Genomic DNA, 13702 nt, shown 5'->3' with positions numbered 1-13702 from the left:
CGGAACGATGTAAATCGTTCCTTTTTTTATTTTCAAGCTGATCACTGCCAAATGGAGAGAACTGACACGCTTAACATGCCCCCCATACGCACATGATAAAAGCGAGCAAACATGCTCAATTCGTCCACGGGGGGTTTTTCCATTGGGTAAAAAAATGACGATCGCTAGCCTGATTCTAATGACAGCCGGCTTAACAGCATGCGGAGCAAACGATAATGCTATGAATGATACGCGCAATAACGGCAATACCCGTCCAATCGGATATTATACAAATGAAAATGACGCCGATAGACAGGGAGACGGAATCGACCACGATGGTCCTGTTTCTGAATTAATGGAGGATCAGAACGACGGTAACCGAAACACCACGAATGTAAATAACCGTGACCGTGTTACTGCTGACGATCGTGTTCCTTTGGCAACTGACGGAACATATAACAACACGAATAACCGAAACATGAATCGGAATGCAGCGAACAACGGGTATGACAACCAAGAAAACAGAAGACTGGCTGCAAAAATTGCCAACCGTGTGAAACAAGTGAAAAACGTCAATGACACACAAGTTATGGTATCGGATGACCGAGTAGTTATCGCAGTCAAAAGCCACAGAGAGTTCACAAAGTCTGACAGAGATAATGTCGTAAAAGCAGCGCGCAACTATGCAAATGGCCGTGACGTCCAGGTATCAACAGATAAAGGGCTCTTCAGAAAACTTCATAAAATGAACAACCGCTAGGAAGGAAGGGCTGCCGGAAGTGATATTCGGCAGCCTTTTTCTTTGCATCAGCGAACATTTCCCATTAAAGTGTACATAGAAAATGTAAAAGAAGGTGAAAACATGGCAGGCCATTCCAAGTGGAAAAACATTCAAAAAAGAAAAAATGCACAGGATGCAAAGCGCGGGAAAATATTTATGAAGCTGGCAAAAGAAATCTATGTGGCAGCGAAAGAAGGCGGAGCGGATCCAGAAGCAAATTCAGCATTGCGTCTTGTCATCGAAAAAGCAAAAGGCGCCAATATGCCGAATGAAAATATAGATCGGGCCATTAAAAAAGCTGCGGGAGGCCAAGACGGAAGCAGCTATGAAGAAATCACCTATGAAGGCTACGGCCCTTCAGGGATTGCCGTCATGGTTGAATGCGTAACAGATAATAAAAACCGAACGGCGTCAAATGTGCGGACAGCCTTTAATAAAAATGGCGGAAGTCTGGGAGAAAGCGGATGTGTAGCCTTTTTATTTGAACGAAAGGGGTTCATTACGATAGACCGTACTGAACGGCAAATAGAAGAAGATGAGCTCATGCTTGATGTGCTTGAAGCAGGAGGAGAAGAGCTGCGAATTGAAGAAGACCTATATGAGGTTTTCACAGAGCCTGAGCATTTTGAAGAGGTGAAAACAGCCCTCGAATCGAAATATCTAATTTCTTCGGCGGAGGTGACCATGCTTCCCAATACCTATGCAGAAGCCGATGATCAGGCTGTTGAGAAGCTGGAAACATTAATAGACGTCCTTGAAGATGACGATGATGTTCAAGAAGTGTATACAAACTATCGTTCATAAAAAACCGGCACGAGGTCATATCGGGCCGGTTTTAGTATGTTCAGGAGACACGTTCACTTTCATGAGTGTATTCTTTCTCCCAGAAATCAGCGTTTTTGATACCCAGCGCTTTTGGATCAAAGATCGGGTCTAAGCCCTGCTTCTTTTGGCGCTCATAATCCTTTAAAGCAAGGAGCGCCGGCTTGGCAAGCAGCACAATGGCAATGACGTTCAGCCATACCATAATGCCAAGCCCTGCATCCCCTAATGCCCAAGCAAGTGAAGCTGTTTTCACAGTACCATAGAACGTGGCGGCTAAAATAATCAGTTTTAAGCCAAGCATCGCCCATTTGCTTTCTCTGCCTCGTGCTAAATAGGCGATATTTGTTTCTGCGATGTAGTAGTACGCCATAATTGTTGTAAAAGCGAAGAAGAATAAAGCGATGGCAACAAAGCCTGCACCGAATCCGGGAAGAACACTGTCAATTGCCGCTTGTGTGAAACCAGGTCCTGCTTCTACGCCTTTAAGCTGGTGAACGATAAAGGAACCATCTGCAGCCTGGGTATTGTACATGCCGGTAAACAAGATCATGAAAGCTGTAGCGGAACATACAAACAAGGTGTCAATATAAACAGAAAATGCCTGAACCAGTCCCTGCTTGACCGGATGAGAAACCTCTGCAGCAGCTGCCGGATGCGGGCCTGTTCCCTGGCCGGCTTCGTTTGAATAAATGCCACGTTTAACGCCCCAGGAAATCGCCATGCCGATCAAGCCGCCAAAAGCGGAATCCAATGCAAAGGCGCTTTTGAATATTAATGAGATCACAGCAGGCAATTCAGACACATTCATGACAATAATAATCAAAGACAGCAGGATATATCCAATGGCCATAAATGGAACAATCATTTGCGCCGCATTGGCAATTCGTTTGACGCCGCCAAAAATAATGAACCCTAATAATAAAACCAGACCACACCCTGTGACGAAAGGAGAGATGCCGAATGCATTTTGGATCCCAGCCGCAATGGAGTTGGACTGTACGCCCGGCATTAGAAAGGCCATTGCAATAAGGGCAGCAGCGGCAAATAAGACGGCAAACCACTTAATGCCTAAGCCTTTTTCTATATAATAAGCAGGGCCGCCCCGATATTGACCGTCTTGTTTTACTTTGTAAATTTGAGCAAGCGTTGATTCTACAAAGGCACTCGCCGCCCCGATAAAGGCAATTGCCCACATCCAGAACACTGCACCGGGTCCGCCGAATGCAATTGCTGTCGCCACTCCCGCGATGTTTCCAGTGCCCACACGGCCGGACAGCGCAATCGATAACGCTTGGAAAGATGAAACGCCGGCTTCAGAGCTCTTGCCTTTGAACATCTGAACAATCATTTCTTTTAAATGTCGGACTTGTAAAAAACGGGTCATAATTGAAAAGGCGAATCCAATTCCCAATAAAATATAAATGACGGGCGTACTCCATAAGACCGCATTCAAACTAGCAACAAAATCTGCCATCAAGCTTCCCCCTCACTTCAAATTCGAATACATGTATAAAAAGGATTTTGGTCTAATCGAACTATTTCTACAATCGATTTGTCACATTATATGACCTGTAATTATCAATAAGAAGAGGAAGGGAAAAAGAAAAAACGCGGCGTATCGACTACGCTGCGTTTTTCTACAGAGGCAAACTTATGGCAATTGTTATAAAATCCTTCAGCAACAAATAGCCTAGTTCAGTCAAACCGTATATAAAGGATAAAGCAATCACAAAATGATTGAAATGCTTGTCATCATTTGTTCCGTTCATCTTATTCATGTTTCATCACCTCACTGACGCCTGCGGCGGTTCTTCACGGATCCAATGATCATCTTTTCGCCAATCATATGTTTCATCAGTATCAAGATGTAAAGTCTGATTGCCGATTTTCACTGTATTGTGATTGACCCACGTCACTGCTGGGCGGCTGTCCGGGTAATTCCAGTAGATTGTTCTCTTGACAAGTGTTTTTTCATTTACAAGTTCACCTCTGGCTGCATCTAAGCTCAGGGTGTTTTCGGATACATAAGTGTTTAACGTATAGCTGCCGTCCGGCGATTCAACCGATTGGACGAGATTGCCTTTCGGAACGTTTTTTAGTGAAAATAACATCCAATAGATGGCGCCGCCGAAGAAGACCAGCAGGGCAAACATAATAAGCGGGATGTTGCTGCGTGTCTTAATGTGACTCTCTCCCTTTTTTTCTCTCATTTTACTATATATCGGATTCATATGATCTTTACATTTCTTTAAAATTACCTTAATAAAGCAATGATAAGATGAAATAAAGCCAATAAAGGGTGAGGGGAGACAGAAATGGAAAAAACGTATTGTCATTCCGGCGAGAAGGACCCAGAAGCGGTCTACTTAACTGTGAGAGGCTATCGAATTAAGCTGTCGCCTGAACAAATGAAACTGATTTCTGCCGTCAGAAAGTAAAAAATACATGATAAAGGCAGCCGCTTGTGCGGCTGCCTTTTTGATTTAAGAATATTTTCTTTTCCGCTGTGCGAAATGCTTTTGAAACCAATCTTTCTTATATAAAAATGCGATGATCTCCAGCCAAAAACCCGGAATCTTTTTGGGGAATATCGGTTTTTTGTAGAGTGCATGATACGCTGATTTTAAATCATTCCACTGCGTGCACGTTTTTGTCTGTTCAAATCTCGCAACATCAATCACCCGCACTGCTCCGGTTTCTGTCAGAATCAGATTCCGTAAATGGATATCTGACGGGTTCAGGCCGGCAGCCCGGGCGTCAGAAAGTGCTTCTTCAACCTGCTGAATCATGTCATCACTGATTGCAATGCCTTTCTTCAGACAGTTATAAAAGGTTTCACCTTTAATATATTCCATGAGAATAAATGAATCGCCAGTTTCGTAAATGTCAGGATAGAATGCGGACCCGGCTAATTTTTCATAGATCGCTGCTTCTTTGACTGCTGTCGCTTGATATTCCGGAAAAAATACTTTCAGCGCCATTTTTCGACCGCCTTCTGTTAAGGCAAACACATAGGCGCTTCTTCCCTTGCCGATTAGTGTTAATTCCTCGGATTTCTCTTTGACTTTATCAAATCTGCTGTTCTTACGGTATATGACGGAATGGGCCAGTGCCTCTGCTTTTGTCAGCATTTCATTCACCTTCTTTGCTCTATTTTATGCAGCTGTTTATAGGAAAATCATAAACTGTTCAGGAAAAAGAGCCTAATTCTAGTGTATCTGGTCTTGAAGAAGAAGGCTACTTATAAGCATGAATTGTGATAAAAGAGACATAGAACGTTTAATTTCCATTCTTGAAAAGCGCTTACAAATGGGATAGTATTAATTTTAAATAAAGCGCTTTCGTGAATGATCAAGGGGGAAGAAGCCATGACAAAACAGATTGTGACAGGGATTATCGGTGCAGGCCGCATCGGCAAACTTCATGTTCAAAATATAAGCCGGATTCCTCACATGAAAATAAAAGCAGTCTCTGACATTCAGGCAAGCCGTATAAAAAGCTGGGCCGACAGTCATCAGATTGAATACATAACCTCTGATTATCGTGATTTATTACATGATCCTGATATTGATGCTATTTTTATTTGCTCTCCTACAGCCGTACATGCACAGATGATCAAAGAAGCAGCCGAGGCGAAAAAGCATATATTTTGTGAGAAGCCCGTTAGTTTCTCTCTGGACGAAACGAGTGAAGCGCTTGCGGCTGTCCGGAAACACGGGGTAACACTTCAAGTCGGATTTAACCGCCGCTTTGATCCTCATTTTAAGAAAATCAAAACGATTGTTGAAAATGGTGAAATTGGTACACCTCATTTATTAAAAATCACGTCCCGGGACCCAGAACCCCCGAATATAGATTATGTCCGTACGTCAGGCGGGTTGTTTATGGATATGTCGATCCATGATTTTGATATGGCCAGATATATTTTGGGGAGCGAAGTGACGGAAGTGTATGCCAAAGGGGCGGCTTTGGTGAATCCTTCTTTTGCGGAACTGGGTGATATTGATACAGCTGTTATTACACTGACTTTTGAAAACGGTGCCATGGCTGTGATTGATAACAGCCGCCAAGCTGTGTACGGATATGACCAGCGGGTTGAGGTTTTCGGGACGAAAGGCTCTGCAGCGGCTGACAATAGCAGGCCGACAACGGTTGAGGTGTCAACAGCTGATTTTGTGATGAAGGATAAACCGCATTTCTTTTTCCTTGAACGCTATAAGGATTCATATGAGGAGGAGATTCTCCGTTTTGCAGAAGCGATCGGCACAAACCAGGAGACTCCCTGCACCGGCAATGACGGTTTACAGGCCGGAAGGATCGCCAGAGCAGCACAGCAATCGCTTGCTTTTGGCATGCCTGTCAGCATTGAGCACACTGAAAAAATCGCTTTTTAATCTAACAGGATTACAATTCAGCAAGCTTGGGTATATACTCCATTGATACTTTAAGTAGGCGGTGGAGAAAATGAATACAGTACATGCTAAAGGAAATGTTTTGAACAAAATCGGAATTCCTTCTCACATGGTTTGGGGTTATATTGGCGTTGTCATCTTTATGGTTGGAGACGGCCTCGAACAAGGCTGGCTGTCTCCTTTTCTCGTTGATCATGGTCTCAGTATGCAGCAATCCGCATCGTTATTTACCATGTACGGCATTGCTGTCACCATCTCAGCTTGGCTTTCAGGAACGTTTGTCCAAACTTGGGGGCCGAGAAAAACGATGACTGTCGGATTGCTTGCATTTATCCTCGGTTCGGCCGCTTTTATCGGCTGGGCGATTCCTCATATGTATTATCCGGCTCTCTTGGGCAGCTATGCTCTTAGAGGCTTGGGATATCCGCTGTTTGCATACTCTTTTCTCGTATGGGTGTCATACAGCACCTCTCAAAATATTCTCGGCAAAGCCGTCGGCTGGTTTTGGTTTATGTTTACGTGCGGCCTTAACGTGCTGGGCCCGTTCTATTCCAGCTATGCAGTTCCGGCCTTTGGAGAAATCAATACGCTTTGGAGCGCTTTACTGTTTGTGGCGGCAGGCGGAATTCTTGCCTTATTTTTTAACAAAGATAAATTTACTCCGATACAAAAACAAGATCAGCCGAAATGGAAAGAACTGTCGAAGGCATTTACGATTATGTTTGAAAACCCTAAGGTAGGCATCGGCGGAGTGGTCAAGACGATTAATGCGATAGGACAATTTGGATTTGCCATCTTTCTTCCTACTTATTTAGCACGATACGGGTATTCGGTTTCGGAATGGCTGCAAATATGGGGGACGCTGTTTTTTGTGAATATTGTGTTTAATATCATTTTCGGTGCAGTCGGAGATAAACTTGGCTGGCGCAATACGGTCATGTGGTTTGGCGGTGTCGGATGCGGTATTTTTACGCTGGCGCTGTATTACACGCCTCAGCTGATCGGGCATCAGTATTGGGTGCTCATGATTATCGCCTGCTGCTACGGCGCGGCTTTAGCAGGGTACGTTCCATTAAGCGCGCTTTTGCCGACGCTTGCACCTGATAATAAAGGTGCTGCCATGTCAGTGTTGAATTTGGGATCTGGTTTATGTGCGTTTATCGCGCCGGGCATCGTGAGTCTTTTCATTGGGCCGCTCGGTGCAGGCGGCGTGATTTGGATCTTTGCGGCATTGTATTTTTTCAGTGCCTTTCTGACGCGATTCTTGACAATTTCTGAGCAAAGCACAGATGTGTATACGGAGGAACGGTTTGTCAGGGAAAATGTGCAGACAAATTTTGATAAAACGGTTAAGCAGTAGCCTCTTTGGTCAAACTAATCATAAACGTGTGCAAAGAGGTGTAGAGGGTGAAACGATTCAGCACGGCGTATCTTTTGCTGGGCATTCTTTGCTCAGCGGCAGTATTTTTAATAGGAGCTCCTTCCCGCGCACTTGGCGCGGAAGTGGAGCACTATGAGCCGCTGCAGGTGCATGTGCAGCTTGAAAAGGTGTATTTGGACGGCGATGTCAGCATTGAGCATAAGCATGAAAAAGTGTTTTCTATGGATGATTTTTGGGCAGCTTATGCCGGATGGACGCTTGTGGAACAAAAAAAGGGATATGTGCTCTTCCGGAAGCAAATGGACGATATTTCTCCGCTCAGCAAGGTCAACGGGTATATCGGTGTATCGGATAATGGAGTGATTTCTACTTTTCATGGGCGGCCTGAGCCAGCTTCCGAACCAATTCAGTCTTTTTTTCAAATTGATTTAGAAAGGCTGGAAAGCCATATGCAAAAAAATCTGCTGAAAGGCATTCCATTTCGGACAAAAGCGGAGTTTGAGGATGTCATCGAACATATGAAGACATACAGCGGGTAACGTCCGCTGATTGAAGACATGTATTCATGTCTTTTTTTTCGTGAAAGAATGAGAGAGAAGCGAACATATGTTAACTTTTCTATAAGACTTTGGCTGTTTTTATGGTACAATGAAGAACAGTCAAAGAGGTGAATTTGCGTGATTGAATTTGTTAAAGGGACGATTGATTATGTATCTCCCCAATATATTGTCATAGAGAACGGCGGCATCGGCTATCAGATTTTCACGCCGAATCCGTTTATATATAAGGAGAGAAGCCAGGAAACGATTTTTACATACCATCATATCAGAGAGGATGCTTTTTCGCTTTACGGTTTTTCAACAAGAGAGGAGAAGGCGCTCTTTACAAAGCTGTTAAACGTGACCGGAATTGGCCCGAAAGGAGCACTTGCCATCTTGGGCTCGGGTGATCCCGGAGCGGTCATCCAAGCAATTGAAAATGAAGATGAAGCTTTTTTGGTCAAGTTTCCTGGAGTAGGAAAGAAAACCGCACGCCAGATTATTCTAGATTTAAAAGGAAAGCTGGCAGATGTTGTGCCTGAAATGATTGAAAATCTGTTTAATCATGAAGAAAGGCTTGAAAAGCAAACAGCGGAAACGGCTCTTGAAGAAGCACTTGAAGCCCTCAGGGTTCTCGGATATGCTGAAAAAGAAATCAAAAAGGTGCTTCCTCACCTTAAAGAAGAAATTGGGCTGACAACAGACCAATATGTGAAAAAAGCATTACAAAAACTATTAAAGTAAGGTGATGTTCATGGATGAACGGCTCGTCTCAAGTGAAGCAGACAACCATGAATCAGTGATAGAGCAAAGCCTGAGGCCGCAAAATCTGGCACAGTATATCGGGCAGCATAAGGTAAAAGAAAATTTGCGCGTGTTTATAGATGCGGCGAAAATGAGACAGGAGACGCTGGATCATGTTCTTCTGTACGGGCCGCCCGGACTCGGAAAAACAACGCTTGCTTCGATTGTTGCTAATGAAATGGGAGTGGAATTGCGGACGACATCAGGGCCTGCGATTGAAAGGCCTGGTGATTTGGCTGCTATATTAACGGCGCTGGAACCGGGAGATGTATTATTTATTGATGAAATACATAGGCTGCACAGATCGATCGAAGAGGTGCTTTATCCTGCAATGGAAGACTTTTGCCTGGACATTGTGATTGGCAAAGGCCCATCTGCCCGCTCGGTTCGCCTCGACCTTCCGCCTTTTACGCTGGTGGGAGCCACGACGAGGGTGGGGCTTTTGACGGCTCCTTTAAGAGACAGATTCGGCGTAATGTCTCGCCTTGAGTACTATACACAAGAAGAACTGGCGGATATTGTCACAAGAACCGCTGATGTATTCGAGGTTGAGATTGATAAACCGTCGGCTCTTGAAATTGCAAGAAGATCGAGAGGGACGCCCCGCGTGGCGAACCGCCTGCTGAGAAGGGTGCGCGATTTCGCCCAAGTGCTGGGTGACAGCAGGATTACGGAAGACATTTCTCAGAATGCGCTGGAGCGGCTTCAGGTTGACCGCCTCGGTTTGGATCATATTGATCATAAGCTGCTGATGGGCATGATCGAAAAATTCAACGGCGGCCCAGTAGGCCTTGATACGATTTCAGCTACCATCGGCGAGGAATCGCATACGATTGAAGACGTATATGAACCATATCTGCTGCAAATTGGATTTATACAAAGAACGCCGCGTGGAAGGATCGTGACACCGGCCGTTTATCATCATTTCCAAATGGAGGCTCCCCGATATGACTGAATTTCCTAAGATCATTATGATTCTTGGTGCTGTTTTGCTTATTATCGGAGCAGTTTTGCATTTTGTCGGCAAGATGCCGGGAGATATTTTTGTAAAAAAAGGAAATGTCACGTTTTTCTTCCCGGTTGTCACTTGTATTATTATAAGTGTGGTATTATCAATTTTGCTTAATCTTTTTGGCAGAATGAAATAACAAAAGACTAGAATAAAGGTGAAATCATCATGAAAGTCGATTTATTTGATTTTGAACTACCAGAACGTTTAATTGCACAAGTACCGTTGGAGCAGCGTGATGCTTCAAGGCTGATGGTGCTCGATAAACATACAGGAGAGCTTACTGACAGCTCGTTTAAACACATTATCAGCTTCTTTAACGAAGGCGATTGTCTAGTCCTGAACAATACCCGGGTACTGCCTGCGCGGTTATTCGGCACAAAAGAGGATACCGGCGCGAAAGTGGAACTTCTTTTGTTGAAACAGGAAACCGGTGATAAATGGGAAACACTTGCCAAACCGGCGAAACGGGTGAAAAAAGGAACTGTTGTCACATTTGGAGACGGAAGATTGAAGGCAATCTGCACGGAAGAGCTTGAGCACGGCGGCAGAAAGATGGAATTTCAATATGACGGTATTTTCTACGAGGTGCTTGAATCCCTTGGAGAGATGCCGCTCCCTCCATATATCAAAGAACAGCTTGATGACAAAGAGCGCTACCAGACAGTGTATTCAAAAGAAATCGGCTCTGCTGCTGCGCCTACAGCTGGCCTTCACTTCACGGAAGAAATCTTACAGCAGCTGAAAGACAAAGGCGTGCAAATTGAGTTCATCACACTGCACGTAGGCCTTGGAACGTTTCGCCCTGTGAGTGCCGATGAAGTGGAAGAGCATAATATGCATGCAGAGTTTTATCAAATGTCAGAAGAAACGGCTGCAGCCTTAAACAAAGTAAGAGAAAATGGCGGTCGGATCATTTCTGTCGGCACGACCTCGACACGCACGCTTGAGACGATTGCCGGGGAACATGACGGGCAATTTAAAGCATCAAGCGGCTGGACATCTATTTTTATTTATCCGGGCTATGAATTTAAAGCCATTGACGGAATGATTACAAACTTCCATTTGCCGAAATCGTCATTGATTATGCTGGTCAGCGCGCTTGCTGGAAGAGAAAACATTCTGCGTGCCTATAACCATGCAGTGGAAGAGGAATACCGTTTCTTCAGCTTCGGAGACGCGATGCTGATTATATAATTTGAGAACAGGAGGCCTCATCAAAAGTGGCTGAACAACCAATACGCTATGAATTTATAAAAGAATGCAAACAAACAGGAGCGCGGCTGGGCAAAGTGCATACGCCTCACGGCTCCTTCGAAACGCCGGTTTTTATGCCGGTCGGCACACTGGCGACAGTCAAAACAATGTCGCCTGAAGAGCTGAAAGCAATGGATGCAGGCATCATTTTGAGCAACACTTATCATCTATGGCTTCGTCCGGGCCAAGACATTGTCAAAGAAGCGGGCGGGCTCCATAAATTTATGAACTGGGACCGCGCAATTTTAACAGATTCAGGCGGTTTTCAGGTCTTTTCTTTAAGCAAGTTTCGTAATATAGAGGAAGAGGGTGTCCATTTCCGCAATCATCTAAATGGAGACAAGCTGTTTTTATCTCCGGAAAAAGCGATGGAGATCCAAAACGCACTCGGCTCTGATATTATGATGGCGTTTGACGAATGCCCACCATACCCGGCGGAGTACGACTACATGAAGAGGTCAGTTGAACGGACAAGCCGTTGGGCGGAACGCTGCCTGAATGCCCACAATCGTCAGGATGAACAAGGGCTGTTTGGTATTGTACAAGGCGGAGAATATGAAGATCTGCGGACACAAAGTGCGAAGGACTTGATTTCGCTTGATTTTCCGGGATATGCTATAGGCGGATTGTCTGTAGGTGAACCGAAGGATGTCATGAACCGTGTACTCGAATTCACGACACCGCTCTTGCCGAAGGATAAACCGAGATATCTGATGGGAGTAGGTTCTCCGGACGCACTGATCGACGGAGCGATCCGCGGGGTCGATATGTTTGACTGTGTGCTGCCTACACGGATTGCAAGAAACGGCACAGTGTTTACTGCTGAAGGACGACTCAATATGAAAAATGCGAAATTTGAAAGAGACTTCCGTCCGATTGATGAAGAGTGTGATTGCTATACATGTAAAAACTACACTCGCGCGTACATTAGGCACTTGATTCGCTGCAATGAAACATTCGGCCTTCGATTAACAACTTACCATAACCTTCATTTTCTGTTACACTTAATGGAGCAGGTAAGACAGGCTATTCGCGAGGATCGTCTGGGTGATTTCAGAGAAGAGTTCTTTGAGCGTTACGGCTATAACAAGCCAAATGCGAAAAGCTTCTAAATAAACATAACAGGCTTACAGAAAGGGGTGAAAATGATGACTGGCACTTTAGGTACATTGGTTCCTATTATTTTAATGTTTGCGGTCCTTTACTTCTTGCTGATTCGTCCTCAGCAAAAGCAGCAAAAGGCTGTACGCCAAATGCAAGAGGAACTGAAAAAAGGCGATTCAGTAGTGACAATCGGGGGATTGCACGGTACTGTTGACTCTATCGACGAAAGCAAAGTCGTAATTAAGACTGGTGATAACACACGTCTTACGTTCGACCGCCGCGCGATCAGAGAAGTTTCTGCTGCTGAATAACAGCAGGAGCTATACATAGCAAACAAAAAAGAGCGGGCAAGTGAGCCCGCTCTTTTTTATGTGGAAGACCTGTTTCCCCTCATGTTCACGCCGAAAATCCCGCCCAGCATGCACACCCCTAAAAATCCCAGATGGAAGATCAGCTGTTCTGCTGTAAATGTCTTTCCGAATCCTAAATACTGAAACAATAAGATAATCAGAGAAAAACTTATGGCAGTCAATGCTCCAATCATCCAGCCTCTTTCCTTGCCTTTCCCGCCTGAAATGAACCCGCCGATAAATAAAGAGAGAAATGAGATAGCTGTGATCAGCCAGTTAAATGATGATTCTTCCAGCGAGGTTGCGGTCAATAAAAGTGAAACCGCCAAACTTGTCAGGAGCATGGCTGAAAATATGGCGATTAAGCCGTAAAGAATGCCTTTTCCAACTTGTTTCGTTTCCTCCATGATTGTCTCCTCTCTGCCTGTATTAAAAGGCTTCTGTTCTTTTTGTTCAAAACCGTCAGACATGCTGATGGCTCGTCTTTGTAAAAATGTATTCCCTTATCCCATGAATTAGACATAAAAGCTTTGTGAAATGCAATCGGTTTTTCTTACATAAATTGATCATTTTGTTGCAACCTATAATGAGTTGGAGGTGCATGATGGAAGAGCTTCTCACTATTGCGTTTCGCACAGTCGTATTGTATTTTGTGATATTGGTCATTTTTCGTTTCATGGGCAAACGGGAGATCGGAGAGCTTAGTATTTTAGATCTCGTTGTCTTTATCATGATGGCTGAAATTGCCGTTTTAGCCATAGAAAACGTAGACGATCATCTATTTCATACCATTTTGCCAATGCTTGTATTAATGATCATTCAAGTGACTTTGGCATACTTTTCTTTAAAAAACCGAAAAGTCCGCCAGCTTCTTGACGGTAAGCCGACCATAATTATCAAATATGGAAAAATTGACGAAGAAGCCATGAAATCACAGCGATATAATTTTGATGATTTAATGGTTCAACTCAGAGAAAATAGCGTCGACAGAGTAGCTGACGTATCATTTGCCATATTAGAGCCGTCGGGCAAACTGACTATTGTAAAGAAAGAAAATAGCGGAGAGCATCGGCAGCTCGAAATGCCGCTCATTATAGACGGCTTCATTCAAACAGAAAACCTGTCCAGAATCAGTAAAGATAAAAAATGGCTGCTTGAAAGTTTGCAAAAACACGGATACACAAACCCTTCAGATATTTCATTTTGCTCGTTTACAGACGGAGAATTATTTATTGACGAAAAAGATGGGTACCGCACGTGA

Annotated in this window: 18 protein-coding genes and 1 pseudogene; 13 read left to right on the top strand and 6 right to left on the bottom strand. The window is 44.3% G+C overall.

The features are described from left to right. Positions 1-142 precede the first annotated feature (142 nt). Both sgpA and NSU05_RS13870 read left to right on the top strand, forming a co-directional pair. Complete coding sequence (sgpA, locus tag NSU05_RS13875) at positions 143-739, top strand: spore germination protein SgpA (protein WP_003245996.1); 597 nt, start codon at positions 143-145, stop codon at positions 737-739. A gap of 102 nt (positions 740-841) precedes the next feature. Further along, positions 842-1564 carry a YebC/PmpR family DNA-binding transcriptional regulator gene (locus NSU05_RS13870; RefSeq protein ID WP_004398802.1) on the top strand — a complete coding sequence of 241 codons (723 nt, stop codon included), beginning with the start codon at positions 842-844 and terminating at the stop codon, positions 1562-1564. A 40-nt stretch (positions 1565-1604) separates the two neighbouring features. Here the strand turns inward: NSU05_RS13870 and NSU05_RS13865 are convergent, their stop codons facing one another. The 4 genes and pseudogenes from NSU05_RS13865 to NSU05_RS13850 form a co-directional block, all read right to left on the bottom strand. Then, positions 1605-3059, bottom strand: a complete 1455-nt coding sequence (locus NSU05_RS13865) for an alanine/glycine:cation symporter family protein (RefSeq protein ID WP_004398698.1) — start codon at positions 3057-3059, stop codon at positions 1605-1607. Positions 3060-3222: 163 nt separating this feature from the next. Further along, entirely contained in the window at positions 3223-3363 is a 141-nt protein-coding gene (locus NSU05_RS13860; protein ID WP_029727127.1) for a hypothetical protein, read from the bottom strand. A gap of 6 nt (positions 3364-3369) precedes the next feature. Next, positions 3370-3738 (bottom strand): DUF5412 family protein, encoded by a 369-nt coding sequence (locus tag NSU05_RS13855; protein ID WP_021480229.1) that lies wholly within the window; start codon positions 3736-3738, stop codon positions 3370-3372. Positions 3739-3741: 3 nt separating this feature from the next. After that, positions 3742-3816, bottom strand: a pseudogene (locus NSU05_RS13850) (hypothetical protein); the annotation flags it as partial. Positions 3817-3900: 84 nt separating this feature from the next. Here NSU05_RS13850 and NSU05_RS13845 point away from each other — a divergent pair. Then, the gene (locus NSU05_RS13845; protein ID WP_003229707.1) at positions 3901-4023 is read left to right on the top strand and encodes a hypothetical protein; all 123 of its coding nucleotides are present in this window, start codon (positions 3901-3903) and stop codon (positions 4021-4023) included. A 45-nt stretch (positions 4024-4068) separates the two neighbouring features. Here the strand turns inward: NSU05_RS13845 and NSU05_RS13840 are convergent, their stop codons facing one another. Then, positions 4069-4716: a phosphotransferase gene (locus NSU05_RS13840; protein WP_038429400.1), complete on the bottom strand. Its 648-nt coding sequence runs from the start codon at positions 4714-4716 to the stop codon at positions 4069-4071. 237 nt (positions 4717-4953) lie between these two features. On the opposite strand from NSU05_RS13840, the gene iolG reads away from it, so the two are divergent. From iolG to yajC, 9 genes are all read left to right on the top strand, one after another. Further along, positions 4954-5979, top strand: a complete 1026-nt coding sequence (gene iolG, locus NSU05_RS13835) for an inositol 2-dehydrogenase (RefSeq protein WP_029318179.1) — start codon at positions 4954-4956, stop codon at positions 5977-5979. A gap of 70 nt (positions 5980-6049) precedes the next feature. Continuing rightward, the gene (locus tag NSU05_RS13830) at positions 6050-7357 is read left to right on the top strand and encodes an MFS transporter (RefSeq protein ID WP_003246197.1); all 1308 of its coding nucleotides are present in this window, start codon (positions 6050-6052) and stop codon (positions 7355-7357) included. 47 nt (positions 7358-7404) lie between these two features. Beyond that, positions 7405-7917, top strand: coding sequence for a sporulation cell-cell signaling protein BofC (gene bofC / locus NSU05_RS13825; RefSeq protein ID WP_003229715.1), 513 nt, complete (start codon positions 7405-7407; stop codon positions 7915-7917). Between the two features lie 138 nt (positions 7918-8055). Beyond that, entirely contained in the window at positions 8056-8661 is a 606-nt protein-coding gene (ruvA, locus tag NSU05_RS13820; protein ID WP_003229717.1) for a Holliday junction branch migration protein RuvA, read from the top strand. A 10-nt stretch (positions 8662-8671) separates the two neighbouring features. Beyond that, complete coding sequence (ruvB, locus tag NSU05_RS13815) at positions 8672-9676, top strand: Holliday junction branch migration DNA helicase RuvB (RefSeq protein ID WP_003229718.1); 1005 nt, start codon at positions 8672-8674, stop codon at positions 9674-9676. Further along, positions 9669-9869 carry a DUF2905 domain-containing protein gene (locus tag NSU05_RS13810; RefSeq protein ID WP_003222669.1) on the top strand — a complete coding sequence of 67 codons (201 nt, stop codon included), beginning with the start codon at positions 9669-9671 and terminating at the stop codon, positions 9867-9869. Before ruvB ends, NSU05_RS13810 begins: the two co-directional genes overlap by 8 nt. A gap of 29 nt (positions 9870-9898) precedes the next feature. Further along, positions 9899-10927, top strand: coding sequence for a tRNA preQ1(34) S-adenosylmethionine ribosyltransferase-isomerase QueA (queA, locus tag NSU05_RS13805; protein WP_003229723.1), 1029 nt, complete (start codon positions 9899-9901; stop codon positions 10925-10927). Positions 10928-10953: 26 nt separating this feature from the next. Further along, a complete protein-coding gene (gene tgt / locus NSU05_RS13800; protein ID WP_003229725.1) occupies positions 10954-12099 on the top strand; it encodes a tRNA guanosine(34) transglycosylase Tgt in 1146 nt (381 codons plus the stop codon). 36 nt (positions 12100-12135) lie between these two features. After that, positions 12136-12402, top strand: coding sequence for a preprotein translocase subunit YajC (gene yajC, locus NSU05_RS13795; RefSeq protein WP_004398708.1), 267 nt, complete (start codon positions 12136-12138; stop codon positions 12400-12402). 56 nt (positions 12403-12458) lie between these two features. Here yajC and NSU05_RS13790 read toward each other — a convergent pair whose 3' ends face one another. Continuing rightward, positions 12459-12848 carry a TIGR04086 family membrane protein gene (locus NSU05_RS13790; RefSeq protein WP_014477528.1) on the bottom strand — a complete coding sequence of 130 codons (390 nt, stop codon included), beginning with the start codon at positions 12846-12848 and terminating at the stop codon, positions 12459-12461. Between the two features lie 197 nt (positions 12849-13045). Between NSU05_RS13790 and NSU05_RS13785 the strand changes: the two genes are divergently transcribed. Next, positions 13046-13702, top strand: a complete 657-nt coding sequence (locus NSU05_RS13785; protein WP_014480436.1) for a DUF421 domain-containing protein — start codon at positions 13046-13048, stop codon at positions 13700-13702.

The organism is Bacillus sp. EU52, assembly GCF_037964975.1.
Taxonomy (GTDB): Bacteria; Bacillota; Bacilli; order Bacillales; family Bacillaceae; genus Bacillus; species Bacillus subtilis.
Note: the sequence above shows the minus strand (reverse complement) of the source record. Positions and strands in the feature narration are given on the sequence as shown.